At 70.0% G+C, this 24,820-nt stretch carries 21 protein-coding genes, 1 tRNA gene and 2 pseudogenes; 13 read left to right on the top strand and 11 right to left on the bottom strand.

Annotated elements, in window-relative coordinates; all coding sequences use genetic code 11:
• Positions 1-439: 439 nt before the first annotated feature.
• Positions 440-685, bottom strand: coding sequence for a hypothetical protein (locus BLU20_RS13785; RefSeq protein WP_157270419.1), 246 nt, complete (start codon positions 683-685; stop codon positions 440-442).
• Positions 686-689: 4 nt separating this feature from the next.
• Complete coding sequence (locus BLU20_RS09195; protein ID WP_172829055.1) at positions 690-2,852, bottom strand: AAA family ATPase; 2,163 nt, start codon at positions 2,850-2,852, stop codon at positions 690-692.
• 354 nt (positions 2,853-3,206) lie between these two features.
• Here BLU20_RS09195 and BLU20_RS09190 point away from each other — a divergent pair.
• Positions 3,207-4,250: pseudogene (locus BLU20_RS09190) on the top strand (IS30 family transposase).
• A 98-nt stretch (positions 4,251-4,348) separates the two neighbouring features.
• On the opposite strand, the gene BLU20_RS09185 reads toward BLU20_RS09190, so the two are convergent.
• Positions 4,349-4,666 carry a hypothetical protein gene (locus BLU20_RS09185; protein WP_083372338.1) on the bottom strand — a complete coding sequence of 106 codons (318 nt, stop codon included), beginning with the start codon at positions 4,664-4,666 and terminating at the stop codon, positions 4,349-4,351.
• A 251-nt stretch (positions 4,667-4,917) separates the two neighbouring features.
• On the opposite strand from BLU20_RS09185, the pseudogene BLU20_RS09180 reads away from it, so the two are divergent.
• The 3 genes and pseudogenes from BLU20_RS09180 to BLU20_RS09170 all read left to right on the top strand — a co-directional run.
• Positions 4,918-5,328: pseudogene (locus BLU20_RS09180) on the top strand (TrmH family RNA methyltransferase); the annotation flags it as partial.
• Positions 5,329-5,372: 44 nt separating this feature from the next.
• Positions 5,373-6,617, top strand: a complete 1,245-nt coding sequence (locus BLU20_RS09175; RefSeq protein WP_083372337.1) for an APC family permease — start codon at positions 5,373-5,375, stop codon at positions 6,615-6,617.
• A gap of 50 nt (positions 6,618-6,667) precedes the next feature.
• Complete coding sequence (locus tag BLU20_RS09170) at positions 6,668-7,630, top strand: siderophore-interacting protein (protein ID WP_083372336.1); 963 nt, start codon at positions 6,668-6,670, stop codon at positions 7,628-7,630.
• 7 nt (positions 7,631-7,637) lie between these two features.
• On the opposite strand, the gene BLU20_RS09165 is transcribed toward BLU20_RS09170, so the two are convergent.
• On the bottom strand, positions 7,638-8,222 hold the full coding sequence (locus BLU20_RS09165) for a YbaK/EbsC family protein (protein WP_083372335.1): 585 nt from the start codon (positions 8,220-8,222) through the stop codon (positions 7,638-7,640).
• Positions 8,219-8,773, bottom strand: a complete 555-nt coding sequence (locus BLU20_RS09160; RefSeq protein ID WP_029253291.1) for a YbhB/YbcL family Raf kinase inhibitor-like protein — start codon at positions 8,771-8,773, stop codon at positions 8,219-8,221. Before BLU20_RS09160 ends, BLU20_RS09165 begins: the two co-directional genes overlap by 4 nt.
• Before the next feature lie 149 nt (positions 8,774-8,922).
• On the opposite strand from BLU20_RS09160, the gene BLU20_RS09155 reads away from it, so the two are divergent.
• Genes BLU20_RS09155 through BLU20_RS09145 form a run of 3 tightly spaced genes read left to right on the top strand, consistent with a single transcriptional unit; the run spans position 8,923 to position 14,706 of the window.
• Entirely contained in the window at positions 8,923-9,732 is an 810-nt protein-coding gene (locus BLU20_RS09155) for a hypothetical protein (protein WP_052367072.1), read from the top strand.
• Positions 9,729-11,321: a DNA polymerase Y family protein gene (locus BLU20_RS09150; RefSeq protein ID WP_083372334.1), complete on the top strand. Its 1,593-nt coding sequence runs from the start codon at positions 9,729-9,731 to the stop codon at positions 11,319-11,321. Before BLU20_RS09155 ends, BLU20_RS09150 begins: the two co-directional genes overlap by 4 nt.
• Positions 11,314-14,706: an error-prone DNA polymerase gene (locus BLU20_RS09145; RefSeq protein WP_083372333.1), complete on the top strand. Its 3,393-nt coding sequence runs from the start codon at positions 11,314-11,316 to the stop codon at positions 14,704-14,706. The genes BLU20_RS09150 and BLU20_RS09145 overlap by 8 nt, the downstream gene beginning before the upstream one ends.
• A gap of 9 nt (positions 14,707-14,715) precedes the next feature.
• Here BLU20_RS09145 and BLU20_RS09140 read toward each other — a convergent pair whose 3' ends face one another.
• The 3 genes from BLU20_RS09140 to BLU20_RS09130 all read right to left on the bottom strand — a co-directional run bounded on the left by BLU20_RS09140 (position 14,716) and on the right by BLU20_RS09130 (position 16,796).
• On the bottom strand, positions 14,716-15,543 hold the full coding sequence (locus BLU20_RS09140; protein WP_083373001.1) for a serine protein kinase RIO: 828 nt from the start codon (positions 15,541-15,543) through the stop codon (positions 14,716-14,718).
• A gap of 87 nt (positions 15,544-15,630) precedes the next feature.
• Positions 15,631-16,437, bottom strand: coding sequence for a metal-dependent hydrolase (locus BLU20_RS09135; RefSeq protein WP_029253296.1), 807 nt, complete (start codon positions 16,435-16,437; stop codon positions 15,631-15,633).
• Positions 16,438-16,711: 274 nt separating this feature from the next.
• A tRNA-Leu gene (locus BLU20_RS09130) sits at positions 16,712-16,796 on the bottom strand.
• 133 nt (positions 16,797-16,929) lie between these two features.
• Here BLU20_RS09130 and ald point away from each other — a divergent pair.
• The 3 genes from ald to BLU20_RS09115 all read left to right on the top strand — a co-directional run bounded on the left by ald (position 16,930) and on the right by BLU20_RS09115 (position 20,049).
• On the top strand, positions 16,930-18,039 hold the full coding sequence (gene ald / locus BLU20_RS09125) for an alanine dehydrogenase (protein ID WP_083372332.1): 1,110 nt from the start codon (positions 16,930-16,932) through the stop codon (positions 18,037-18,039).
• Positions 18,040-18,100: 61 nt separating this feature from the next.
• Complete coding sequence (locus tag BLU20_RS09120) at positions 18,101-18,721, top strand: GNAT family N-acetyltransferase (protein WP_083372331.1); 621 nt, start codon at positions 18,101-18,103, stop codon at positions 18,719-18,721.
• Positions 18,718-20,049 (top strand): M20/M25/M40 family metallo-hydrolase, encoded by a 1,332-nt coding sequence (locus tag BLU20_RS09115; RefSeq protein ID WP_083372330.1) that lies wholly within the window; start codon positions 18,718-18,720, stop codon positions 20,047-20,049. The genes BLU20_RS09120 and BLU20_RS09115 overlap by 4 nt, the downstream gene beginning before the upstream one ends.
• Before the next feature lie 25 nt (positions 20,050-20,074).
• Here BLU20_RS09115 and BLU20_RS09110 read toward each other — a convergent pair whose 3' ends face one another.
• Together BLU20_RS09110 and BLU20_RS09105 are read right to left on the bottom strand one after the other, a co-directional pair.
• A complete protein-coding gene (locus BLU20_RS09110; protein WP_083372329.1) occupies positions 20,075-20,875 on the bottom strand; it encodes a fructosamine kinase family protein in 801 nt (266 codons plus the stop codon).
• Positions 20,872-21,093, bottom strand: coding sequence for a DUF5703 family protein (locus BLU20_RS09105; protein WP_083372328.1), 222 nt, complete (start codon positions 21,091-21,093; stop codon positions 20,872-20,874). Before BLU20_RS09105 ends, BLU20_RS09110 begins: the two co-directional genes overlap by 4 nt.
• An 83-nt stretch (positions 21,094-21,176) precedes the next feature.
• Between BLU20_RS09105 and BLU20_RS09100 the strand changes: the two genes are divergently transcribed.
• Positions 21,177-21,476 (top strand): primosomal protein, encoded by a 300-nt coding sequence (locus BLU20_RS09100; RefSeq protein WP_083372327.1) that lies wholly within the window; start codon positions 21,177-21,179, stop codon positions 21,474-21,476.
• Positions 21,477-21,564: 88 nt separating this feature from the next.
• On the opposite strand, the gene BLU20_RS09095 is transcribed toward BLU20_RS09100, so the two are convergent.
• A complete protein-coding gene (locus BLU20_RS09095) occupies positions 21,565-22,530 on the bottom strand; it encodes an aldo/keto reductase (RefSeq protein WP_083372326.1) in 966 nt (321 codons plus the stop codon).
• Between the two features lie 71 nt (positions 22,531-22,601).
• On the opposite strand from BLU20_RS09095, the gene BLU20_RS09090 reads away from it, so the two are divergent.
• Together BLU20_RS09090 and mshC are read left to right on the top strand one after the other, a co-directional pair.
• On the top strand, positions 22,602-23,468 hold the full coding sequence (locus tag BLU20_RS09090; RefSeq protein ID WP_083372325.1) for an undecaprenyl-diphosphate phosphatase: 867 nt from the start codon (positions 22,602-22,604) through the stop codon (positions 23,466-23,468).
• A gap of 71 nt (positions 23,469-23,539) precedes the next feature.
• Complete coding sequence (gene mshC / locus BLU20_RS09085) at positions 23,540-24,811, top strand: cysteine--1-D-myo-inosityl 2-amino-2-deoxy-alpha-D-glucopyranoside ligase (protein ID WP_083372324.1); 1,272 nt, start codon at positions 23,540-23,542, stop codon at positions 24,809-24,811.
• Positions 24,812-24,820: the final 9 nt, after the last annotated feature.

Raw genomic sequence — 24,820 nt, 5'->3', positions numbered from 1 at the left:
GATCAGCCACCACGAGACGCCTTGAGCCCGAGCGACTTCCGAGGCCGCCCGGCCCGAGGTGATCACTGCGGAGACAATCTGGTGCTGCAACCGGGTTGTCGAGCGCGCGGTGCGGGACCTCGTCGGTGGCTTCCCAGAACGTCCGCCGGGCGCTGGCTGGATAGAGGCAGAACCAGCGGCGTTTAGCCGACACGACCTCCACAGCCCAAGACGTCTCTGACCTGCTGCATTTGATGGGAGTGGACCTTCACCGCAAGCACCCCACAGGCCGGACGGCCCGGCGGGACGGTCGAGACGATCGCCACCCGCCGGCCTTCACCGGGCAGGTCTGCGGCGTCTGTGACGCGGTAGTTGGGCAGGTTGAAGATCGTGCTCGCAGCATCTCGCTGCGAACCAGTATTCTCGTGCACAGGCTCGTGGCGCTCTGGGATGTGGCTGTCTAGACAACACCCATCACCGCAGGACCACGGGCCGTTCTCCGCCAGCGACGCGACGTTCCGCTTCTCCACGAACCGTGAAATGCTCGGTTAATCTTCTCCAGCGGCACGGCAAGCCACTCGGACGGGTCGTAGTCGCGGCCCTGGCGATCGATCTGCGTGAGGTCGAGCCTGAAATCTGCGAAAACATCCGGCGCAGCAGTTGCCTGCACCGGCGTGCTGTCGCCGTCGCCGAACTCGCTGTTCACGACTCTAGACGGAAACTACGGCCTGTCCGCCGTAACTGGTCGTGTCCGAGGCGATGGTAGTTTCTTGGAAGATGCTTGCAAAGATGCCCTTCAGCTCCGCCGCGACAGCATCCCCAGCCTCACCGTGAGCCGTCTTGAGTCCGTCCAGCGTTGCCGTGTCCTCGCAGAACTTCATGGCCGTCGCCACCTTGTCATTCTTGGAGTCGGTGCGGCAATAATGCTCTAAGTCACCGCGGCGGAGAACATAGGTATTCTCGTCTGCCAGCGCCCCGACAACTTCCTCGATGAGCGCTCTGATCTCGTCTGTAGGCGGATTCGTGAGAAGTGCGAGGACCGAGTCCCCGTTACCAGCATCGAAGAGCGTCATCAAGTCTTTCTCGATAGCTTGTGCCGCAATGTCCGTCTTATCCTGTTTCCAGATGGCGAGATTGTTCTGTGCGGACGCCCATAGTTCCCGAGGACTTCTGCTGCGGGCAATCTCCTTAACTTTGTCGCGACTCGGCGTACTCGGGCCGGTGAGATACTCCTTGACCGTATTTATAAGCTTGCCCCTTGTTTCCCTGATCTCCGTGACTGATGTGAGGTGCTCGAACCCGTTCGACAGTGCGTCAAGGTCGGTGATTACGTGGATTGGCACGTCGAAGTGCTTGAAGAAGGTCCGGTAGCGACTGATGTTCCCCTTCCCACCGATCTTCACGAACATCACATTTCGTTCGATGTCGTCCCAGTCTTGGGAAAACAGCTTCGCAAGGTGTGGATAGACGAAAGTATCACTGTCCCCTTCAACCAAGACGACACTGTTGGCGAAGAAGGCAGCTTCGTTATTCTCGTGTCTGACGATCTGATAGGCGTCCTTGAGATTCAGCGCCAGGTCTACCGGCTTGGCGGTCACGCCTGTCTCCGTCTTGAACAGGCGCGTGAACCCCTTGGCCCCCGGCTGGAAGAAGCCTGGCGAGTGCGTCGTCACAAGCACCTGGTGGTCCTTCGCATACTCCGCCAGTGCGGCAATGAGTTGCCGCTGGGCTCGAGGATGGAGGTATAGCTCGGGCTCCTCGAATAGGAGCAAGTACGATCGTTTGGGTGCCCTGATCACCTCAGGTGAACCGTGGTCGGTCGGCTCCGTCCTGGCTTGATCCTCTCGAATCTTTAGACCGTTGTCACGCATGTCTACATACGCCCGCAAGAGTGCGAACAGGACGCTGTGCTTCAGGCCATCGCCTTTGCTGGAGACCTTGCTGATATGACCGTCGTTTATGAGCAGATCAGCCGATGACAACAACATCGGTAGCGTTGGCGAAGGGATGTCCATGTGAACCTTAACGCCAGGGAAGCTCGCTGTGACGTACCGTTCGATGACGTTCTCAATCTGACGGACAGCATGTAGTCGCTCATCCTGCAACTGACCATCCACGTCAAGGTGTCTACTCAGTTTCTTGTGGACGGCCTTGAACTCCTCCTCGATATCAGAGAACTGTGCCTGCACTTCTTCGAAGAGCATGCCGAGAAGCTTGGCGAAGGCCGACGTTCCAGTGGCCTTCGTTTCAATTGAAGCATCTTTGACTGACTCGATGTAGATCACGGAAGGGAAGAGTGGCTTTATGGCCGTTGCGATGCCTGTCGGGAACGGATCGAGCTGTCCTTGGAGTTCCTCGCGGGGGAGCTTACCATTGAGGGTGTGCCACGCTTCGGTAATGTCTCTCTTTAGGGGTTTTCGTCCTAGAAGGCCATCTAGCGCAGGGCGCAGTTTAACTGCCGCGGCACGGAGCCCACTACCCTTCTTGTCTTTCGTTGCCGCGTTGAGAGCATCAATACTCCACTGCGGATCACTCGGGACTTGCCTGAGATACTTTGCCTCGGCTTTCATGCCGAGGTTTTGGGAGCGAACGATCGTCAGCTTGCCGTCTGTGAGCATCCCCGAGACCTTTTCTCGGTGGGTCTCTCCGGTGCGTTCCAGATCCTGATCCGTGATGCCAGCGAGGTAGAGCGTCACAACTATCGGCTTGCTCACGTCTTGGAAGTCCGAATCTTCAACCCTTCGGTCTTCCAATGCAAACTGGATTGCATGCAGAACCGAAGACTTCCCAGCATTATTCTCACCGATCAGTGAGCCCAACTGAGTCAGCGGAATTTCCGTCTCTGTATGGGCACGAAAGTTCTCGATCTTCACCTTGGTAATTTGCACAGCGCCCCACTTCAATGCGAACGATTATTTGAACGTCTGAGTGCAAGGAGTCAAAAATCTTGCTCAGGCGGCAACACTGACAAGTCCCTCTGAGAGTACCAAGAGCCCGCCATGTCGCGCTCAACTATTGCGAAGGTAGGGGGCGTCAGCAGCGACGTACTGGTTATCGAGGTCTTCGTAGTCCGTTTGGCGGTTGCAAGCCGCGCTGGCGGCGAGACGAGAGCGTCGGATGCAGTCCGCGCTGACGGTCTCATGATGGAGCCGGTGCCATGGGCGGTGTCATAGCGTCGTAGCAACACTCCCGGTCGGTGAGAGCTCGAGGCGAGGAGGCCTGGGACGGTGCGGCGGCGGCTCACGTTCACGGAGCGGATGGAGATCTCAACGGGGTCGAAGGCCGGTTGGGGAGTCCGCAGCATCGCTTCTCAGCTGGGTAGATGCCCTTCGGTGTTCTCCAGAGCGCTTCGACGTAACTCGACGAATACCCGCGGTTACCAGGCCGTGACCGCGGACGTGGCCGCGGACGTGGCCGCGCCGCGTCGCCGCGCGCGTCCGCAACAGCGGAAGGTCGCAATGGATCCGGTGCTGCAGGCGAGGGTGGAGGCGGATCTGGCCGCGTCGTGGACGCCGAACGAGATCGCGGGCCGCTTGCGTCTGGAAGCCGCAAACCCGACCGTTGAACGCATGGCGAACTCCCCCGACGCTCAGGGCCGCACCGTCTCCGGCGAAGCGATCTACCAGGACATCTACGCCCTCCCCAAGTGCGAGCTCGCCCGACGCGGCATCCTCTTTCAGTCCAAGCGCACCCGGCGCAAGCCCCGCACGACCGGGCGGACGAGGGGCGGACCGATCGTGGGGATGGTCCCGATCAGCGAGCGGGGCGAGGACGCCGCCGAGCGACGTGTGCCCGGGCACTGGGAAGGAGACCTGATCATCGGGAAGAACGGCACCTCGTGCGCGGCGACCCTGGCCGAGCGGATGAGCGGGTTCGCGGGCCTGCTCGCCCTGCCCTCGAAGCACGCCGGTCCCACGGCGGACGCGGTCATCGAGTACTTCAACGCTCTGCCTGAGATGATGCGGGCCTCGCTGGCCTGGGATCAGGGCAGCGAGATGGCGCAGCATGCGAAGGTCTCGCTGGCCACAGCCATGCCGGTCTACTTCGCTGACCCCCACTCCCCGTGGCAGAGACCGTCCAACGAGAACACCAACCGGCTCTACCGCGAGTATCTCCCCAAAGGCACCGAGATCCCCGATCACCAGCCCTAGCTCACCACGATCGCTGAGGAGATCAACAACCGACCCCGTCGTCGGCTCCGCTTCCTGACACCGACGGAATCTTTCGCTCGACTACTGGCCGGCGAACCCCATGTTGCTTCGACCCTTTGACACCGCCCAGGCTCGGTTGGCCAACCAAATGCCTCGGCGACATCGCCGCGCTTTTCTAGTTCGTACTCGCCCGGAGCCTCTCAAGGCGGCGAGAAGCTTCAGTTGCTCGATGAACCCTTCAGTGCTTCTTCTACTGCCGTCCGGATCCTCGCTGCCAATTCGTCAACCATCTGCTGGCACAGCGCCATCGCAGTGGGGCCGCTTCCCTCCTGTCGACACTCATTCAAACGACCATCGTCAATCGGGATGCGCTCGAGATATCCATCCTGACTGCTGACTTCGATGTACGCGCCGTTCTCGCTTGGCCCTTGGGCTCCGAGCCTCATCTCGACCGGAGCGTTCCACGGGATCTGGGCAGCTTGCATCGCAGCATTGCCGAAGTTGGATGCGCTTGTGTTGAACACGCTGCTGATCATCGCGGGCTCTCCTCCCCGTCGGTCGACGGTGGCGTTGCGAGAAAGTGGTGACAGCCCCCATCATCGCGCTCGAGGCTTCCAATCTCCAAGTGGCCTGGCCGTGTCACGGATCGCCTAGAGCCGATTGCTATTGCGCGATAGACCCTAGATGTCAATTCCCCTTCTTTCGCTTTGCGCTAGCGATAGGCCCATTCGATAAATAGCGCGAGGTCAGGAGATGATTTTGACCGGTTGAAGGTAGTCGGACACCACCCAACGTCGGAGCGATCTTCCGCAGTGCCGCAGCGCTCGGTGTCGACGCGGTGCTCGTCTCGCCGCGATGCTCCGACCCCCTGTACCGCCGTTCGGTACGGGTCTCCATGGGGACCGTGTTCCAGGTCCCGTGGACACGGATGGACGCGTGGCCGACGGGCCTGCACGAGCTGCAGGACGACGGGTTCACGGTCGCGGCCCTCGCCCTCGCCGACGACGCGGTCTCGCTCGACGACCTCGAGGCGGGCCCGCCGGAGCGGCTCGCCCTCGTGCTGGGGACGGAGGGTGACGGGCTCTCGGCCAGGGCCGTCTCGGCGTCGGACGTTGCCGTCAAAATACCGATGGCGGGCGTCGTCGACTCGCTGAACGTCGCTGCCGCCTCCGCGGTGGCGTTCTGGGCGACGCGCTCTGACGCGGGCACCGGGTGTTCACCCGGACCGGATAGGTTCTGCGCATGCCGCTGCAACGCCGTCTCGGGCTCGTCGACGCGACCGTCATCGGCGTCGGGTCGATGCTCGGTGCCGGGGTCTTCGCGGTCTTCGCCCCCGCCGTGGACGTCGCCGGTGCCGGTGTCGTCGTCGCGATCCTGCTCGCCGGCGTCGTCGCGCTGGCGAACGCGACGTCGACGGCACAGCTCGCCGCCCAGTACCCGACGTCGGGCGGTGCGTACTTCTACGGGCGTGAGCGACTCGGCCCCACCTGGGGTTTCGTGGCCGGGTGGGGGTTCGTCGTCGGCAAGACGGCCTCGTGCGCAGCGATGGCTCTGACGTTCGGGTACTACGTCGTCCCGGACACCCCGCGTGTCGGTGCGGCGTTCGCCGTGGTCCTGATCGTGGCGGTCAACCTGCGGGGGATCTCCCGCACCGCACAGGTCACCCGTGTGCTCGTCGCGGTGACGGCCACCGTGCTGCTCGCGGTGGTGGCGTTCGGTGCCGGTGCGCCCGCGGCGCCGGGGAGCGCCGTCGCCGAGCTGTGGGCGGGCGTGGCCGACGCAGGTGTCCTCGGGGTGCTCCAGGGCGCCGGCCTGATGTTCTTCGCGTTCGCGGGGTACGCGCGGGTCGCCACGCTCGGCGAGGAGGTGCGCGACCCGCGCCGGACGATCCCGCGCGCGGTGGTCACGGCGCTCGTCCTCGTCGTCGTGCTCTACCTCGTGATCGCCGTCGTCGCGCTGCGTGCGCTCGGCGTCGAGGCTCTTGCGGCATCCGCCGCGCCGTTGGCCGACGTCGTGGCCGCCGCGGGGGGACCGGTGTGGTTGGTCGTCGTCGGGGCGAGCACCGGATGTCTGGGCGCTCTGCTCGGACTCGTCGCGGGCGTGGGGCGCACCGGTCTGGCGATGGCCCGCGAGGGTGACCTGCCCCGGTGGTTCGCCGCCGTCGACCCCCGGTTCGGCGTCCCGCACCGGACGGAGACGGCCCTCGGCGCGGTGCTCGTCGTCCTGGTCCTCACGCTGGACCTGCGCGAGGTGGTGTCCGTCTCCTCGTTCCTCGTGCTGACGTACTACGCCGTCGCGAACTCGGCGGCGCTCACCCAGCAGGCCGAGCACCGGCGGTACCCGCGGTGGCTGGCGGTCCTGGGACTGGTCGGGTGCGTGGGTCTCGCCCTGACGCTTCCGGGCACGGCGGTCGTCGCCGGGTTCGCCGTGCTGGCGCTCGGGCTCGGCGGGCGAGCACTCGCCCGTCGCCGCCCGACGACGGTGTGATCAGTCACGGAGGGTTGGAACGCATCCGTTCTTAGGTTAGCCTTCCCATCATGACGCAGAGCGCCGACCTTGCACAGGTCACCGAACGGCCGTACCGCATGTTCGACGTGACGGTGGCGCGCGTCACCCGGCTCTGCGCGTCCTTCGTCCGCGTGACCTTCACCGGCGACGATCTCGACGACTTCGCCGACAACGGACGGGACCAGCGCATCAAGTTCGTCCTTCCCGCCCCCGACGGCGGGTACGTGCACCTCGACCGCAGCCCCGAGTGGTACGCCGCCTGGCGTGCTCAGCCCGAGGAGCGTCGCAACCCTCTGCGCACCTACACGGTGCGGGCGGTCCGGCACGACCGCAAGGAGGTCGACGTCGACGTCGTCCTGCACGGCGACCTCGGTCCCGCCTCGCGGTGGGCGCTCGCCGCAGGTCCCGGTACCCCGCTGGTCCTCCTGGGACCCAACGCGCGGCACGAGGGCCCGACCGGTGGTGTGGAGTTCGCCCCGCCCGCCTGCAGCCACGCCCTGCTGCTCGCCGGTGACGAGACGGCGGTCCCGGCGATCACGTCGATCTGCGAGTCCCTCCCCGACGACGCCGTCGGGGAGATCTTCCTCGAGGTCCCCACGGCGGACGACACGTGGACGTTCGACGTCCCCGCAGGCGTGCGTGTCACCTGGCTCCCTCGGGACGGCGCCCGCCACGGCACGCAGCTCGAGCCCGCCGTGCAGGACGCCGCCGACCGCCTCCTCTCCATGGGCGTGCGGCGCTCGCAGGACGAGGTCACGACCGGGAACGACGCGGCCTTCGAGGACGTGGACCTCGACCACGGGATCCTCTGGGAGGTCCCGGTCGACGAGAACGGTGCGGCCCTCGTCCAGGACACGGTGCTCTACGCGTGGCTCGCCGGCGAGGCGGGCGTGATCAAGTCGTTGCGCCGGTATCTTGTGCGCGACCTCGGCGTCGACCGCCGCTCGGTGGCCTTCATGGGCTACTGGCGTCAGGGGCGCTCCGAGGGCTGAGCCCCGTTCAGGTCTGCACGGTCGGCAGCGCCAGGTCCTCGACGACCTCGACCGGCGGGAACGTGGCCAGCAGGTCGCCCGGGAGCAGGATCTTCGAGCGGCGCAGCCCGCTCCCCATCAGGGCAGGAGCCCCCGGTGCGGTGACCCGGGAGTCGACGAGCACCCGCCACTGACCGGGGAGTCCGAGCGGTGTGATGCCGCCGAACTCCATCCCCGACTCCGCCACGGCGCGGTCGTGCGCGAGGAACGACGCCTTGCGGGCGTCGAGCAGGGTCCGCACCCGACGGTTGACGTCGGCGCGTGTGGTCGCGAGCACGACGACGGCCGCGACTCTCTCCTCCCCGCCCCGTCTGCCCGCGACAAGGACGCAGTTCGCCGAGGCCGAGGGCGGGAGCTCGTACACCGCGTTGAGGGTGGCGGTGTCGGCATGGTCGGGGTCGATCTCGGTGACCGCGACCTCGTGGCGGACGCGGGGCTCGTCCTCGGCCCAGGCGGCGAGCGCGTCGCGGACGGGGTCCGCCAGCAGGTCCGGCCGGTCGAGCGCCGGTGTCCACGGGAGGCTGCCGAGCCGGGGGAGTGCCGGCTCGCTCACTCGTCCTCCTCGGCGGGGATCTCGTACGTCGCGGTCAGGGTGGCGCGGGCGACGGTGTGGAAGAGGGCGGTGAAGGCGACCGCGGTCGGGGTCGCGTCCGGGTCGAGGCCGAGGGTCTCGACGTCGAGGGCGTGGACCGCGAACACGTACCGGTGCTCCCGGTCCCCGGGGGGTGGGGCGGCCCCGGTGTATCCGGTCCCGCCGCCGTCGTTGCGCACCTGGAAGGCGGGGGCCGGCAGGGCGGAGCCGCCGTCGTCACCTCCGGCGCCTGTCGGCAGGGAGAGGGCATCGGCAGGAATGTCGACGACGGTCCAGTGCCAGAAGCCGGCAGGGGTGGGGGCGTCGGGGTCGAAGCAGCTGACGAGGAACGACCGGGTCTCCTCGGGGAACCCGGACCACCCCAGGGCCGGGGAGAGGTCGTCGCCGCGGGCGGCGTGGGCGTCGTCGAGCGGTTCGCCGTCGGTGAGGTCCGTGCTCGTCAGCGTGAAGGACGGTACCGCCGGCAGCTGGGCGTAGGGATCGGGGGCGACGGGTCGGTCGGTGATGTTCATGCCTCCCATCGTGCACAGGAACACAGGATCGGCACCAGGCGGGCGGGCTCCGGTTGACATGTGTTCGAGGAGAGCGAAAACTGATGACTGTTCGAACAGGTGTTCGAACAGTGCTCCGATCGAACGGTGCGCAGGATCGGGGAGGTGGCATGAGGGGTACGACGTCGTCGACCGCGCCCTCGCACGATCGCGCGGCACGGGCGCGCGCCGCCCTGGTCGCCGCCGAGCGCAGGACCGGCGTGGCCCACGCGGTGGCTCCGGCACCTCTGCCCGGGCTCCGGCACGCACCGGTGATCTCACCCCGCGCGACGGCGGAGTCCTCTCCGGCCTCCGAGCGCTTCTGGCCGGTGCACCCGGAGCTGGAGCCCCTGCTGCCGCAGGGGGCGCTGCACCGCGGGACCACGATCGTCGTCCGGCACTCGACGACGCTGCTGCTCTCGCTCGTCGCGCAGGCCTCTGCCGCGGGGGCGTGGACCGTCATGGTCGGGCACCCTCGGGTGGGCATGGTGGCCGCCGCGGACGCCGGTGTCGAGCTCACGCGCACGGCACTCGTCCCCGCCCCGGGTCCGCAGGCCCCGGCGGCGATCGCCGCGCTGCTCGACGGTCTGGACCTGGTGGTGCTCGGGCCGGACGCCCCGGTCACGCCGGCCGACCGGCGTCGGCTCTCCTCCCGTGCCCGGGAACGAGGCGCGGTCCTCGTCTCGGCCACGGAGTGGGAGGAGGCGCACCTCGTCCTGAGGGCGGGACCGGGGACCTGGTCGGGGATCGACGACGGCGCCGGGTGGTTGCGGAGCCGTCGCCTCACGGTCGAGCGCACAGGGCGTGGAGAGGCGGCCCGCCCGGTCCGCTACGAGATCGAGCTGCCCCTGCGTGCCCCGGCACCCGGACGCGCGCCGGGTGCGGTCGACGACCTCCCCGGTGCGGACGGGCCGCACCCTGCCCTCAGGCTCGTCGGATGAGCGCGACCAGGACCGCCGTGCTGTGGGTGCCGGACTGGCCGGTGCTCGCCGCGATGGCGGTCATGCAGGTGCCGGTGCACACCCCGGCCGCCATCTGTGCCGCGCACCGCATCACCGCGGTCTCCAGCACCGCGCGTGCCCACGGAGTGCGGCGCGGGATGCGTCGCCGCCGTGCCCAGGAGCTCTGCCCGGACCTGGAGCTGCTGGCTCCCGACGACTCCCGGGACGCGCGGGAGTTCGAGCCGGTGGCCGTCGCCGTGGAGAAGGTCGTGGCGGGGATCGAGATCGCCCGTCCGGGGCTCCTCTTTCTACCCGCCGCGGGCGCGAGCCGTTATCACGGGTCGGAGGCGGCGCTCGCAGAGGCGCTGGTGAGCCAGGTGGCGGCGGACTCCGGCTTCGAGTCGCAGGTGGGGGTCGCCGACGGGGTGCTCGCCGCCGTGCTGGCGGCGCGCGGGGACGGGGTGGTCCCGCCGGGCGGGTCCGCAGCCTTTCTTGGTCCGCGACCCGTTCACGACCTCGTGCACGCCGCCGCAGGAGGGGGCGTGGAGGTGCGTGCCGTCTCTGAGCTGACCGATCTCCTGGGACGTCTGGGCATCTCGACCCTCGGCGCCTTGGCAGCGTTGCCGGGCTCGAGCATGGGTATGCGCTTCGGGGCCCTCGGGGAGTGGGCGCACGCGATGGCCGGCGGGGCCGACCTCCGGCCCCCGGGGCGGCGTCGGGTCGAGCCCGACATCGCCGTCGTCACCGCCCTGGACCCTCCTGCCGAGCGGGTCGACGTCGCGACCTTCGCCGCCCGGAGGCTCGCCGAGGACCTGCATGCCCGGCTCGTCCGGGCAGGGGTGTCGGCCGGGCGGCTCCGGATCGGTGCGCGTACCGAGTCGGGTGGTGAGCTGGAGCGGACGTGGCGATGCGGGGACGACGCCGTGGGAGGGCTCAGCGCCGCACGGATCACCGAGCGCGTGCGCTGGCAGCTGGACGGCTGGCTCACCGGATCTGCCGTGCGCGGTGTGCAGCCCGGCAACCTCGTCGAGCTGTCGATCCGGGCCGAGGACGTGATCGCCGCAGGGACCCAGCAGCCCCGCCTCTGGGGCGCGTCCAGCGGCGAGGACCATCGCGCGCGCAGGGCGCTCGTCCGCGTCCAGGGCCTCCTCGGCGGGGACGCGGTCGTCACCGTCGAGCTGCAGGGAGGGCGGGACGACCGGGACCGCGTCCACCTGGTGCCCTTCGGTGAGCAGGTGCCCCCTGAGCGGGACCCGGCGCTTCCCTGGCCCGGTCGGCTGCCGCACCCTGCTCCCGCCACCGTCCTTCCGGTCGCGCGGGACGTCGTCGTGCTCGACGAGAACGGCGGCCCGGTGACGGTCGACGTCCGGCTGGCGATGAGCGGGACGCCCGCGTCGCTGCGCGACGGCTCTCCGTCGAGAGAGCATCACGTGATCCAGGCCTGGGCGGGGCCCTGGCCGATGGCCGAGCGCTGGTGGACCCCCGCACCACGTCGCCGGGTGTATCTCCAGGTCGTGCTCGACGACGGGACGGGACTGCTCCTCGCGTCGACGGGGGGCCGCTGGGCCGTGGAGGCGATCTATGACTAGGCCCCGGTATGCCGAGCTGCACGCGCACTCGGCCTTCAGCTTTCTCGACGGTGCCTCGCACCCGGAAGAGCTGGCTGCGGAGGCGGCACGGCTGGGTCTCTCGGCACTCGCCCTCACGGACCACGACGGGTTGTACGGGGTGGTGCGCTTCGCGCAGGCGGCCCGCGCGGTCGAGCTCCCGACCGTCTTCGGCGCGGAGCTGCACCTGCCGAGGGCACAGGGTCGGGCGGCCAGGCCGGTGCTCGACGCGCCGACGGGGGTGCCGGACCCCCGCGCGGAGCACCTGCTGGTCCTGGCCCGTGGGGCGGACGGCTACCGTCGGCTCTCCTCGGCCGTCGCCACGGCCCACCTGGCGACGGGGAGCAAGGGTGCGGCGCAGTACACGCTGGAGGAGCTGGGGGAGAGGGCGGACGGGCACTGGCTCGTCCTGACCGGCTGTCGCAAGGGCGCGGTCCGCCATGCCCTGACCGGAGGCGGCCCGACCGTCCGGGGGGAGGCCGGGTACGCGGCCGCGCGGCGTGAGCTCGCGCGGCTCGTCGACTGCTTCGGTCGGGAGAACGTCGCGGTCGAGATCACGGTCGGGGGCGGACCACAGGACAGCGTGGTGTGCGACGCGCTCGTCGCGCTCTCCGAGGATGCGGGCCTTCCTGTCGTCGCGACGGGCAACGTGCACTACGCCCGGCCGCGCGACGCGGACCTCGCCGGGGCACTGGCGGCGGTGCGTGCGCGGTCCTCGCTCGACGACATGGACGGGTGGCTCCCGGGGGCTCCCACGGCACACCTGCGCTCTGCCGCCGAGATGCTCGACCGCCACCGACGGCACCCGCGGGCGGTCGAGACGGCGGCGGCCCTGGGGGAGGAGTGCGCCTTCGACCTCTCGCTCGTGGCGCCCCGGCTCCCGCCCTACCCCGTGCCCACGGGGCACGACGAGGCCTCCTGGTTGCGGGTGCTGACCGAGCGAGGAGCGACCGAGCGCTACGGACCGAGGCCCGCGGGAGGGTACCGAGAGACGGGTCGAGGAACCGGCGGTCCCGGAACGGGCGTTCCGGGAACGGAGGGTCTGAACGAGCGCGCCTGGGCACAGATCGACCACGAGCTGCAGGTGATCACCGACCTGAACTTCCCCGGGTACTTTCTCGTCGTCTACGACCTCGTGGAGTTCTGCCGCACGCGGGGCATCCTCGCGCAGGGTCGCGGGTCCGCCGCGAACTCGGCCGTCTGCTTCGCCCTCGGGATCACGGCCGTCGACGCCGTACGGCACGGGCTGCTGTTCGAGCGCTTCCTCGCCCCGGAGCGCGACGGGCCCCCGGACATCGACATCGACATCGAGTCCCGTCGACGGGAGGAGGTCATCCAGCACGTCTACGAGCGCTTCGGCCGGACCCATGCGGCGCAGGTCGCGAACGTCATCTCCTACCGACCCCGTTCGGCCGTCCGGGACGCCGCCCGCGCCCTGGGCCACGACGTCGGGCAGCAGGACGCATGGAGCAAGTCGATCGAGCGGTGGGGGTCGTTGCGCGCCCCCGCGCAACCCACCGGGGAGGCGGGCGTGCAGACGCGCACGGCCGCCCGGGACCGGCGGCAGCAGGAGATCTGGGGGCCGCCCACGGACGGGGCCGCCGACGACAGGCACGACGTCGTCCCACGTCGCCGCCCGGAGTCCGCGGCCGAGGAGGGGGAGATCCCGGAGCCCGTGCTCGCTCTCGCCGAACGGTTCCTGCGCCTCCCGCGTCACCTCGGGATCCACTCGGGCGGCATGGTGATGTGCGACCGGCCGGTGATCGACGTCTGCCCGGTGGAGTGGGCGCGGATGGAGGGGCGCACGGTCCTGCAGTGGGACAAGGAGGACTGTGCCGACGCGGGCCTGGTGAAGTTCGACCTGCTCGGCCTCGGGATGCTGACGGCGCTGCGGCTCGCGTTCGAGTCCGTCGCGGAGCACGAGGGGGTCGAGCTCACCCTGCACGGGCTCCCGCCCGAGGACCCCGCGGTCTACGACCTGCTCTGCGCGGCGGACACCGTCGGCGTCTTCCAGGTCGAGTCCCGTGCGCAGATGTCGACGCTCCCGAGGCTGCAGCCCCGCTGCTTCTACGACATCGTCATTGAGGTCGCGCTCATCCGTCCGGGGCCGATCCAGGGCGGGTCGGTGCACCCGTACATCGAACGGCACGCGGGACGTGAGCCGGTGACGTACCTGCACCCGCTGCTCGAGAAGTCGCTCGCCAAGACCCTCGGAGTCCCGCTCTTCCAGGAGCAGCTGATGCAGATGGCGATCGACGCGGCGGACTTCACCCCCGCGGAGGCGGACCAGCTGCGCCGGGCGATGGGGTCGAAGAGGTCGGCCGAACGGATGCAGGCGTTGCGGGAGCGGCTCATGGCCGGGATGGCCCGCAAGGGCGTCGACGGTGACGCGCGGGAGAAGATCTTCGACAAGCTCAAGGCGTTCGCCGACTTCGGCTTCCCCGAGTCGCACGCCTACTCGTTCGCGTTCCTCGTCTACGCGAGCTCGTGGCTGAAGGTCCATCACCCGGCGGCGTTCTACGCCGGGCTTCTCGCCGCGCAGCCGATGGGGTTCTACTCGCCACAGTCGCTCGCCGCCGACGCGCGCCGGCACGGTGTCCAGGTGCTGCGCCCCGACGTCAACGCCTCGCGCGCGCAGGCCTGCGTGGAACGGCTCGAGGACGGCTCGCTCGCCGTACGGACCGGTCTGGTGGCGGTGCGGAGCATCGGTGAGGCGCTCGCGGACGAGATCGTCCGGGTCAGGCAGGAGGGAGAGTTCGGCGGTCTGCGCGACCTGGCTCGCCGGGTGGACCTGACCACGGGCCAGATCGAGGCACTGGCGACCGGGGGAGCGCTGGAGTCCCTGGGGGTGGGACGACGCGAGGCGCTGTGGGCGGCGGGAGCGCTGGCCCAGGAGGGCCCGGGAACCCTGCCGGGGGTCAGCGTCGGCGTGGAGGCGCCGACCCTTCCCGGGATGTCGGCCGTCGAGCAGGACGTCGCCGACGTCTGGGCGACGGGCGTCTCCCCGGAGAGCTTTCCCACCCAGCACCTGCGGGAGGGGCTGGCGCGTGCGGGCGTGCTCACCGTCCAGGACGTGACGGAGGTGGAGCACGGTCGTCGCGTCGCCGTCGGAGGAGTGGTGACCCACCGACAGCGCCCGGGGACGGCCGGCGGGGTGACCTTCCTGTCGGTGGAGGACGAGACGGGGATCCTGAACGTGATCTGCTCGCCGGGGCTGTGGAAGAGATTCCGGCCGGTCGCGCGGTCGGCGGCGGCGATGGTGGTCCGCGGGCGGGTGGAACGGGCCGACGGCGCGACGAATCTCGTGGCCGAGCATCTGGCGGCCCTGCGTCTCCCGGTGGCGTCGACGTCGCGTGACTTCAGGTGACCAGGCGGGCTACCAGGCGCGGGAGAGGAGGTCGGCGAACAGCTCGCCGTCGTCGACGTCGAGGCCACGGGAGCGAAACCAGTCGCCCATCGTGCGACAGTCACGATAGAGGATGTCGTGGGCGTTCGGGTTGGCCGCGAGGTCCACGGCCTGCGGGACGTCGATGACGACGACCCGGTCGCCGTCGGCGAGGACGTTGTACGGGGACAGGTCCCCGTGCGCGAACCCGTCGGCCGCGAGCACGACCATCACGGCGCGCACCTGCTCGTACCAGCGGGAGAGGGTCGAGCCGTCAGGCCGCGTCTGCGCGAGCCGAGGTGCCGCGACGCCGTCCCGCGACCCGACGAACTCCATGAGCACCTCGGTGCCGTCGACCTGCACCGGGTACGGCACCGACGCGCCCTGCGCCCACAGCGAGCTCAGCATCTCGAACTCCGCGCGAGCCCACTGGCCCGCGGCGACGCTCCGGCCGTGCGCCGTACCGCGGTCGAGGGCTCGCTGGTCGCGGGACCGTCGGACGCGTCGTCCCTCGGTGTACGCGCTGCTGCGGTGGAACTGGCGATGGTCCGGGGACCTGTACCTCTTCGCGGCCAGGAGCGAGGAGGCGCCGTCAGGAACGCCCCGTTCGACGAGGAAGACGTCGGCCTCCTTGCCCGTCTTCAGGACGCCAAGCTCGGTGTCGACCGCGGCATCGGCGGTCACGACCCAGTCGGGCCTCGGCTCCGGTCCGCGTGCGCCCCGCTCCACCGCACCCCAGGTGGACCATCGCCTGTCCGGCCCGAGCGCGGCGTCCAGAGCGCCGACGGTCGAGTCCCACGGAACCTGGTTCGTCGTCATCCCGGCCAGCATCGCCCCGGAGCACCCGGTGGGACAACGGAATTTACGGCGGGCGGTGCCAGAGCGGGCGACGGGCGGTGCAGGGCGTCAGCCGAGCGCACCGGCCGTGGCGTCGATCAGGCCCTGGGTGTCGAAGCCCATCTGCGTCAGGAGAGCCCAGAGCACCCCGACCGTGGCGTAGATGCTGACGGGGATCATGACGAGCCACTCGCGCCAGGACCCGGCGTCGCCGAGCAAGGGGACCGCGAAGTGCCCGCCGGGGCGCCAGACGTTGTCGATCACGACGGCGTTGCGCACCCAGCGGGGCGACTTGATCTCGATCGGCCACAACAGCGGGCAGCCACCGGTCGTCAGGACGTCGCCGAGGATGTGCACCGACGTCCCCAGGGCGACGGCGACCGGAAGCCAGTTCCACTCCTCGGGGGCGAGCAGCGTGATGACGGCGGCGATCGTCAGCGACGCCGCCCAGGGTCCGAACTTCCGGTCTCGGGTGAGCTTGAGCGCGCGCAGCGCGAAGGCGACGAGCAGCACCGTCACGACCGCGGCGCCGACGCCGATCGTCCCGAACGCCTCGGTCTCGACCGTGACGAGACCGGCCGCCCAGGCGAGAGCGGTGAACACGGCGACCCCGAGGATCGAGTGCGTCCCGTTGCGGTGGCCCCCGGAGATGGCGGCGACGGCCCTGGTCACGCCCTCGGAGATCGGGGGGAGCGAGTGTGCGATCGTGCCGGAACGGTGGTCGGCGTCGGGGAGCAGCGCCGCGCCGGCACAGACGACGGCACCAGTCAGGACACCGACCTCCGAGACCGGGTGAAGGCCGAGCGCGAACGGGGCCGTCGAGGTCACGGCCACCCAGGCGGCCGCTCCGCTCGCGGCGTGGTGGCCACCCATCATGGTTCTGCACTCCTAGCGGTTCGCCCGGTTTCGCACGTTTGATCGAAACACACACTATCGTGAAGAAGGGCCTATAAATAGTGTGCCAAGCGGAGCGACCTTGCTCTCGCGCACAGCAGGAACGGCTCGCCAGAGGCAGGGAGGGGAGGTGCCGGCGCGGCAGTATGAGCGAGCTCTTCGTCAGCACTGATGCGATGCCGCCCCGGGCTCGACCGGGAGACGCACGAAGGCCCAGCGCTGTGCGCTGGGCCTTCGTGGTCGCTGTCTCAACGAGTGTCCGGAGGGGGACTTGAACCCCCACGCCCTAATACGGGCACTAGCACCTCAAGCTAGCGCGTCTACCATTCCGCCACCCGGACAGGTGGACCGTTCCGCCCCTTGCGGGCCGTTGCGGTGCGGGTAGAAAGATAGCACGGGAACGGGGGCAAACGTGAAATCGGTCTGAGGGCCTCCTCTGGTGGCGCACGGGTGCGGAAGGCGGAGACTGGTCGCATGAGGATCGGGATACCCACGGAGATCAAGAACCACGAGTACCGCGTCGCACTGACCCCGGCAGGGGCTCACCATCTCGTCACCAGCGGGCACGACGTCCTGGTGCAGAGCGGGGCCGGTGCCGGGTCGCACATCACGGACGAGGAGTACGCGGGCGTCGGTGCACGGATCGTGGACGCGGCGGACGACGCCTGGGCCGCCGACGTCGTGTGCAAGGTCAAGGAGCCGGTGCCCGAGGAGTACGGCCGGCTGCGCGACGGGCAGATCTTGTTCACGTACCTGCACCTCGCGGCGGACGAGAGCTGTACGCGAGCCCTGCTGGAGGCCGGCACCACCGCGATCGCGTACGAGACCGTCCGGGCCAGGGACGGGTCGTTGCCGCTCCTCGCACCCATGAGCGAGGTGGCCGGGCGGTTGGCCACCCAGGTCGGCGCGCACTACCTCCTGAGGTCGGACGGCGGCCGCGGCGTCCTGCTCGGCGGGGTGCCCGGCACCAGCCCGGGCAAGGTGGTGGTCCTCGGTGGCGGGTCGGTCGGGCGGCACGCTGCCGCGATCGCGGTCGGCCTGCGCGCCGACGTCACGGTGCTCGACATCTCGCTCCCGGTGCTGCGCGACGTCGACCGGCAGTTCGGCAGTCGCGTCCGCACCCTCGCGTCGACGACGCACGCGGTCGAGACCGAGCTGCTCGACGCCGATCTCGTCGTCGGGGCCGTCCTCGTCGCGGGGGCGCGCGCTCCACGCCTGGTCTCGCACGAGGTGGTCGAGTCGATGCAGCAAGGTTCCGTCCTGGTCGACGTCGCCGTCGACCAGGGCGGCTGCTTCGAGGACACGCGTCCGACGACGCACGACGACCCGGTCTTCGACGTCGCCGGGTCGACGTTCTACTGCGTCGCGAACATGCCGGGGGTCGTGCCGGTGACGAGCACCCGGGCGCTCACCAGCGCGACCCTGCCGTACCTCTCCCGCATCGCCGACCACGGCCTGGGAGCGCTCGGGGACCCGAGTCTGCGGACCGGGCTCGCCACGCACCGCGGGGCGCTGACGAGCACGGAGGTCGCGGACGCCCACGAACTGCTCGCCTCGTCGGTCGACGACGCGCTGGCGAGGTAGGTCGGACGACATCGCCGGATCTCCCTCGATTCCCTCGTGCAGGCGTGCAAGGATTCGCCGTATGGAGCCGTTCCCCCTCATCAGCGACCGCGTCCGTCTGACGGTGCCGACCGCCGCGGACGTGAACCGCATCACGGAAATCTGCCAGGACGCCGACATCCAGCGGTGGACGGTCGTCCCGTCGCCCTACCACCCGTCCGACGCCGCCTGGTTCGTCGACGAGCTCGTCACGTCCGGGTGGGCGCAGGACACCGCGTACACGTGGGCGATCCGGCCCCACGGCGCGGAGTCGTCGAGCGACCTGGTCGGCATGATCGGGCTCACGGTCGACAGAACGGCGCCGTCTGCCGTCGACGCCGAGATCGGCTTCTGGCTCGACCCCGGCGCGCGGGGGCACGGGCTCGCGAGTGCCGCGAGCGACCTGGTCCTCGACTGGGCCTTCGACGCCGAGGGTCTCGACGCGGCCCGTGTCGTGTGGACCGCCTACGTCGGGAACTGGCAGTCCCGGCGGGTAGCCTGGCGGTGCGGCTTCACGTTCGAGGGGACGGTGCGACGCCACGCCGTCCAGCGTGGTGAGCGGCGCGACGCGTGGATCGCCACGCTGCTGCCGGGCGACGGACGTGAACCCGTGGCGCCCTGGCCGGACGACGCATTGACACGTCTCCAGGAGGACGTCGTATGAACACCCCCAGCCCGCAGTCGGTCCCGTCCGCCGAGTCCGAGGTCGTCAGGATCTGCCGCGACCTGCTGCGGATCGACTCCTCGAACTTCGGCGACAACAGCGGCCCTGGTGAGCGGGCCTGCGCCGAGTACGTGATGGAGTCCCTGCACGAGGTCGGGCTCGAGCCCGAGCTGTTCGAGTCTGCCCCGGGTCGAGCCAACGTCGTCGTGCGTCTGCCGGGGCTCGACCGCTCACGGCCCGCGCTCGTGCTCCACGGGCATCTCGACGTCGTCCCGGCCCAGGCCGAGGACTGGCAGGTCGACCCGTTCGGCGGCGAGGAGACCGACGGGCTGCTGTGGGGCAGAGGAGCCGTCGACATGAAGGACATGGACGCGATGATCCTCGCGGTCGTCCGTCAGATGGTGCGCGAGGGTCGCAAGCCGGCCCGCGACGTCGTCGTCGCCTTCTTCGCCGACGAGGAGGCCGGCGGCGTCTACGGCGCGCGGTACGCGGTGGATCACCGGCCCGAGCTCTTCGAGGGCGCCAGCGAGGCGATCAGCGAGGTCGGTGGCTTCTCCGTGGAGATCGCGGGGCGTCGGACCTATCTGCTGCAGACCGCCGAGAAGGGACTTGCGTGGCTCCGGCTCGTCGCCGACGGGACGGCAGGCCACGGCTCGCAGATCAACGACGACAACGCCGTGACCCTCCTCGCCGAGGCGCTGACGCGGATCGGTCGCCACCAGTGGCCCTATCAGCTCACCCCGACGGTCGACGCACTCCTGCGGGGAGTGGCCGATCTCACCGGGCTGCCGTTCGACGCCGAGGACCGTGGCTCCGTCGACGCGCTCGTCGGTGCTCTCGGTCCGGTGCAGAAGTTCGTCGGCGCGACGGTGCAGCACACCTCGAACCCGACGCAGCTCGACGCCGGGTACAAGGCGAACGTGATCCCCGGGCGCGCGACCGCAGCGCTCGACGCACGGTTCCTGCCCGGCCTCGAGGACGAGGGGATGGCGACGATCCGCGAGCTTGCGGGGCCAGGTATCTCCTTCGAGCCGATCCATCAGGACATCTCGCTCGAGGTGCCCTTCTCCGGGGCGCTCGTGGACCGGATGGTCGACGCTGTCACCTCCGAGGACCCCGGCGCGACGGTGCTGCCCTACACGCTCTCGGGCGGGACGGACAACAAGTCCCTCTCACGCCTGGGAATCACGGGCTACGGGTTCGCCCCGCTGAGGCTTCCGGCCGAGCTCGACTTCTCGGGGATGTTCCACGGCATCGACGAGCGAGTGCCGACCGACGCGCTCAGGTTCGGGTGCAGGGTGCTCGACCGGCTTCTGCGCACCTGCTGATCGCCCGGTCTCGGCGGACGTGGACCTAGCCGCCGAGTGCGTCGAGCATCCCCGCGAGCCTGGCGCGGTAGCCACCGCCGAACAGCACGGCGTGCACGGCCACGGGGTAGAGCTGGTGCAGGGTCGCGCGTCGCTCCCAGCCGGGCGGGATCGCGGACACGGAGCCGTACCCGGCGAGGATCTCGTCGAGGTGCGGTGCGCCGAACAGGGCGAGCATCGCGAGGTCGCTCTCCCGGTGGCCACCGTGTGCGGCAGGATCGACGAGGACCGCCTCCGTACCGTGGACGCCGGGGGTCCAGAGCAGGTTGCCGGACCAGAGGTCGCCGTGCACGCGCGCGGGGTCCGCGTCGCGGCACGGACCGCCACCCCATCGGCCGACGACGTCGGCGGCACGCCGGAGCCGATCGGCCTCCGGGCTGGTCAGGGCACCCCGCTCGACCGCCTGGTCGGCCACAGGCCGTAACCGTGCCTCGGCGTAGAACTCGGGCCAGGTCGACCACGTGCCGGCGACGAGGGCGAGGGGGTCGTCCGTCGGACCGAAGAACCCGTCCCCGGTCGTGCCGTCCGGGGGCGCGCCGAAGCCCGGTGCCGCGGTCTCGTGGAGCCGTGCGAGCTTTACCCCGAACGACCGGGCAGCGCGGGCGTCGGGGGTCGCCGGGTCGATGCGCTCCAGGTCGAGGTAATCGGGGCCCACGTCCCGCACCCCCACGACCCGAGGGCCGGCAGGCACGTCGATCCACGCCAGTCCCGCGGCCTCACGTTCGAAGAAGCCCGCGGGTGCACCGGCGCGTGACTTGCGAAAGGTGCTGCCGCGCTCGTCGGTCATAGCGTGCTGCGTGCCCGGATCACCCTCCGGCGCAGCGTGACGCGACGCTCACCACCCATCGCGATGCGCGTGCGCGCCAGCTCCCAACGCCCGTACTCGGCCTCGTCGGTCAGGACCTGGCGGGCGTCTCCGCCCGGGACGTCGCGTGAGAACGTCAGGACCCGGTACTCGTAGTGGCCATGGGTCGAGAACGCCGATCGGTATGCCGTTGGTCGCATCGCAAGCCCTCTCCACGTCGTCTCCGCCCGCGCCGGACGGATTCTGGATGCCATTGTGCACCGGGCGGGGATACGGTCAGGGTATGACCGTAGATCCGCGTGCCGCGCTCGACCGCCTCATCGCCGCGTTTGAGGCGCACCACGATGCCGTGCGTTCACGTATCGGTGACGAAGACCCGCGTGTCGACGACGCGTACTACGTGCTCGCCGACGCCTTCGAGGTCTACGACGAGTCGCTGGGGGAGCGGTACGGCGAGGCGACGCCGTTCGTCCTCGACGACGACTCGGACGACGACTCGGACGACGACGAAGACGATGACTCGGACGACGACGACGACTACGAGGACGTCGACCTGCACGACGACTCGGCGTCAGGTCGTTGACACGTCAGGCGGTTGACCGGCGGCGCGAGACGCGTTCGGTCCGGTCTGTCGTGGACGTCGGTGGCACCGTGCCGCGGCCGGGAACGACCTAGCGGTACTCGGGGTAGCCGAGCGAGGGTGCGCTGACCTCGTCGAGAGCTCCGACGACGGCGTGCGGCAGCACCAGGTCGGCGGCGGCGAGCGACGCCCGGAGCTGACCGGGAGTCCGTGCTCCGACGATCGCGCTCGCGACCCCGCGCGTGCCCAGCCAGGCCAGCGCCACCTCGAGCGGTTCGCGGCCGAGACCGTCGGCAGCGGTCGCGACGGCCTGGACGATGCTCGACGAGCGTCGGTCGAGATAGGGCTCGATGAAGCCGGCGAGGTGCGGGCTCGCGCCTCGGGAGTCGGCCGGAAGGGAGTCGCGGTACTTGCCCGTCAGCACGCCGCGCCCCAGCGGCGACCATGCGAGCACGCCGGCGCCGAGGCCGTCGGCGCAGTCCAGGACCTCGCGCTCGACCCCGCGCTCCAGGAGCGAGTACTCGACCTCGACGGCGGCGAGCTCGGCATCCCCGGACGCCGCGAGCAGCGTCCCGACCTGCGCCGTGCGCCACCCGGGATGGTTCGACAGTCCGACGTAGCGGGCACGGCCGGAGTCGACGGCCCGGCGCAGGGCGGAGACCGTCTCGGCGGCAGGAGTTCGCGGGTCGGGCGCCTGGACGAGGAACAGGTCGACGTGGTCGGTTCCGAGCCGGCGCAGCGACTCGTCGAGCGAGTCGAGGAGCGACGCCCGGGACGCGTCCACGACGGTCCCGGCGCGGGTGCGCCGTAGTCCTGCCTTGGTGCAGACGACGACGTCGGACCGGTCGACGTCGTTCGCCAGGACGTGTCCGAGCACGGACTCGCTGTCACCGTCCGCGTAGTGGGCCGCCGTGTCGACCAGAGACCCTCCGGCCTCGACGAAGCTCTTGATCTGCTCGGCGGCGTCCAGCTCGTCCGTGTCACGGCCCCAGGTGAGGGTGCCGAGCCCCAGTGCGGACACGTGCAGGCCCGTGCTGCCCAGCTGCCTCAGTTCCATGGGCTGCAGACTATCGACACCTGGTGCACGGCGCGTGGACCACCGCGCGAAGAACGGTAGGGTGACCGCTCGTGAACGCCTGGGAAGCAGTACTGCTGGGGCTCGTCCAGGGCCTGACCGAATTTCTCCCGATCTCGTCGAGTGCGCACCTGCGCATCGTCGGTGAGCTGATCGGGGAGTCCGACCCCGGGGCCGCGTTCACCGCGATCACCCAGATCGGCACGGAGGCCGCCGTGCTGCTGTACTTCCGTCACGACATCGCGACGATCTGCCGCGCCTGGTGGCGCGCCGTCTCGGGCAAGGACGGGACCGACCTGCGGTCGCGGTTCGGTGCGCACGACCCGCACGCCCGGATGGCCTGGTTCATCACGATCGGGTCCGTCCCGATCGGTGTGCTCGGTCTGCTCTTCCAGGACGCGATCGAGACGTCGCTCCGCAACCTCTACATCACGGCGTTCACCCTCGCGTTCTTCGGCATCCTCCTCGGGTGGGCGGACCGCGTCGGCCGCAAGACCCGACCGCTCGAGGACCTCACCGTCGGACGCGCCATCGCGTACGGCTTCGCCCAGGCCCTCGCGCTCATCCCCGGTGTCTCCCGCTCGGGCGGGACGATCACCGCCGGACTCCTGATGGGATTCACGCGCGAGGCTGCCGCTCGCTACTCGTTCCTGCTCGCGATACCCGCCGTGCTCGCGTCGGGACTCTTCCAGCTCGTGAAGTCGATCGCCGAGCCGGCCCAGGCCGGGGCACCGGGTGCCGCCGCCACGCTCGTCGCGACCCTCGTCGCCTTCGTCGTCGGGTACTTCGTCATCATCGTGTTCCTGAAGATCATCTCCACGTTCAGCTACATGCCGTTCGTCTACTACCGCATCGGCCTGGCGATCGTCGTGGTGATCCTTCTGGGGACGGGCGTCCTCGTCCCGCTGGGGTCCCCGTAGGGGCACCTCGGCGGCCAGGTCTCGGCCGTCGGCCGGACCATCGTCAGGTGGGCGGCGGATAGAGTGGGCGCGTGCGTACCTGGCCCTCTCCTCATGTCCCGCAGATCCCCGGCACCGGCGACACCGTCCGGGTCCACGACAGCTCCACCGGTGAGCTGGTCGTCGCGTCCGAGTCGGATCTGGCGACCCTCTACGTCTGCGGGATCACCCCGTACGACGCGACGCACATCGGCCACGCGGCCACCTATGTCGCCTTCGACCTCCTGGTCCGCGCGTGGCTGGACGCGGGGCACGCGGTGCGCCTGGCGTCGAACGTCACGGACGTCGATGACCCCCTGCTCGAGCGCGCGCTGGCCACGGGGGTCCGCTGGCAGGACCTCGCGGCCGACCAGGTCGCTCTCTTCTCGGAGGACATGACCGCCCTCGGCGTCATCCCGCCCGACGTGTACGAGTCCGTCGTCGACACCGTGCCGCGTGTCCAGACCATCGTCGAGAAGCTCCTGGAGGAGGGCGCGGCCTACCGTGTCCCGCTCGAGGACGGTGCCGGCGGAGACCACCCGGAACTGGGGGACGTGTACGCCGATCTCGCGGCGGACCGTCACTTCGGCGAGGTCTCGGGCTTCGACGACGCCACGATGCGGGCGCTGTTCGCCGAGCGGGGCGGCGACCCGGAACGGCCGGGCAAGCGCAACGCCCTCGACCCGCTCCTCTGGCGCCGCGAGCGCGTCGGCGAGCCGGCCTGGACCGGCGGGGTGCTCGGCAGCGGACGGCCCGGCTGGCACGTGGAGTGCGCCGTGATCGCCTCGGACGGGCTCGGAGTTCCGTTCGACGTCCAGGGTGGCGGCGCCGACCTGCTCTTCCCGCACCACGAGATGTCGACGTCGCACGCGCGAGTGGCCGAGTCGGCCGGTGCGCGCACGCACGTCCACGCGGGACTCGTCGCCTACCAGGGCGAGAAGATGAGCAAGTCCCTGGGGAACCTCGTGCTCGTGTCGCGGCTTCGACGGGACGGTGTCGACCCGATGGCGATCCGCCTCGCCGTGCTCGCCCACCACTACCGGTCCGACTGGGAGTGGACGGACGAGGGCCTCGCCGAGGCAGTTGCGCGGTGGGAGCGCTGGCGCTCCGCGATGTCGGGCAACGGCGGTCCGTCCCCCGAGGGCACGATCCGCCGGGTCCGTGCGGCGATGGCGGACGACCTGGACGCGCCGACCGCGCTCGGGGCCGTCGATGCCTGGGCGGACGTGGCGCTGGCCGAGGGTCGCGACACCACGCAGGACACGGACGGGGCACCGGGCGTTCTCGCCCGCGCGGTCGACGCGCTGCTCGGCATCCGTCTCTGACGGGCGGTC

This window comes from Paraoerskovia marina (assembly GCF_900105445.1).
Classification (GTDB): Bacteria; Actinomycetota; Actinomycetes; order Actinomycetales; family Cellulomonadaceae; genus Paraoerskovia; species Paraoerskovia marina.
Note: the sequence above shows the minus strand (reverse complement) of the source record. Positions and strands in the feature narration are given on the sequence as shown.

Coding starts and splice junctions, on each gene's coding strand:
- BLU20_RS09110 (WP_083372329.1), bottom strand. CDS start 20,875: ATGACCGACGAGCGCGGCAGCACCTTTCGCAAGTCACGCGCCGGTGCA.
- BLU20_RS09120 (WP_083372331.1), top strand. CDS start 18,101: ATGGAGCCGTTCCCCCTCATCAGCGACCGCGTCCGTCTGACGGTGCCG.
- BLU20_RS09175 (WP_083372337.1), top strand. CDS start 5,373: ATGCCGCTGCAACGCCGTCTCGGGCTCGTCGACGCGACCGTCATCGGC.
- BLU20_RS09145 (WP_083372333.1), top strand. CDS start 11,314: ATGACTAGGCCCCGGTATGCCGAGCTGCACGCGCACTCGGCCTTCAGC.
- BLU20_RS09150 (WP_083372334.1), top strand. CDS start 9,729: ATGAGCGCGACCAGGACCGCCGTGCTGTGGGTGCCGGACTGGCCGGTG.
- BLU20_RS09135 (WP_029253296.1), bottom strand. CDS start 16,437: ATGATGGGTGGCCACCACGCCGCGAGCGGAGCGGCCGCCTGGGTGGCC.
- BLU20_RS09095 (WP_083372326.1), bottom strand. CDS start 22,530: ATGGAACTGAGGCAGCTGGGCAGCACGGGCCTGCACGTGTCCGCACTG.
- BLU20_RS09105 (WP_083372328.1), bottom strand. CDS start 21,093: ATGCGACCAACGGCATACCGATCGGCGTTCTCGACCCATGGCCACTAC.
- BLU20_RS09185 (WP_083372338.1), bottom strand. CDS start 4,666: ATGATCAGCAGCGTGTTCAACACAAGCGCATCCAACTTCGGCAATGCT.
- BLU20_RS09115 (WP_083372330.1), top strand. CDS start 18,718: ATGAACACCCCCAGCCCGCAGTCGGTCCCGTCCGCCGAGTCCGAGGTC.
- BLU20_RS09170 (WP_083372336.1), top strand. CDS start 6,668: ATGACGCAGAGCGCCGACCTTGCACAGGTCACCGAACGGCCGTACCGC.
- BLU20_RS09140 (WP_083373001.1), bottom strand. CDS start 15,543: ATGACGACGAACCAGGTTCCGTGGGACTCGACCGTCGGCGCTCTGGAC.
- BLU20_RS09160 (WP_029253291.1), bottom strand. CDS start 8,773: ATGAACATCACCGACCGACCCGTCGCCCCCGATCCCTACGCCCAGCTG.
- BLU20_RS09100 (WP_083372327.1), top strand. CDS start 21,177: ATGACCGTAGATCCGCGTGCCGCGCTCGACCGCCTCATCGCCGCGTTT.
- ald (WP_083372332.1), top strand. CDS start 16,930: ATGAGGATCGGGATACCCACGGAGATCAAGAACCACGAGTACCGCGTC.
- BLU20_RS09155 (WP_052367072.1), top strand. CDS start 8,923: ATGAGGGGTACGACGTCGTCGACCGCGCCCTCGCACGATCGCGCGGCA.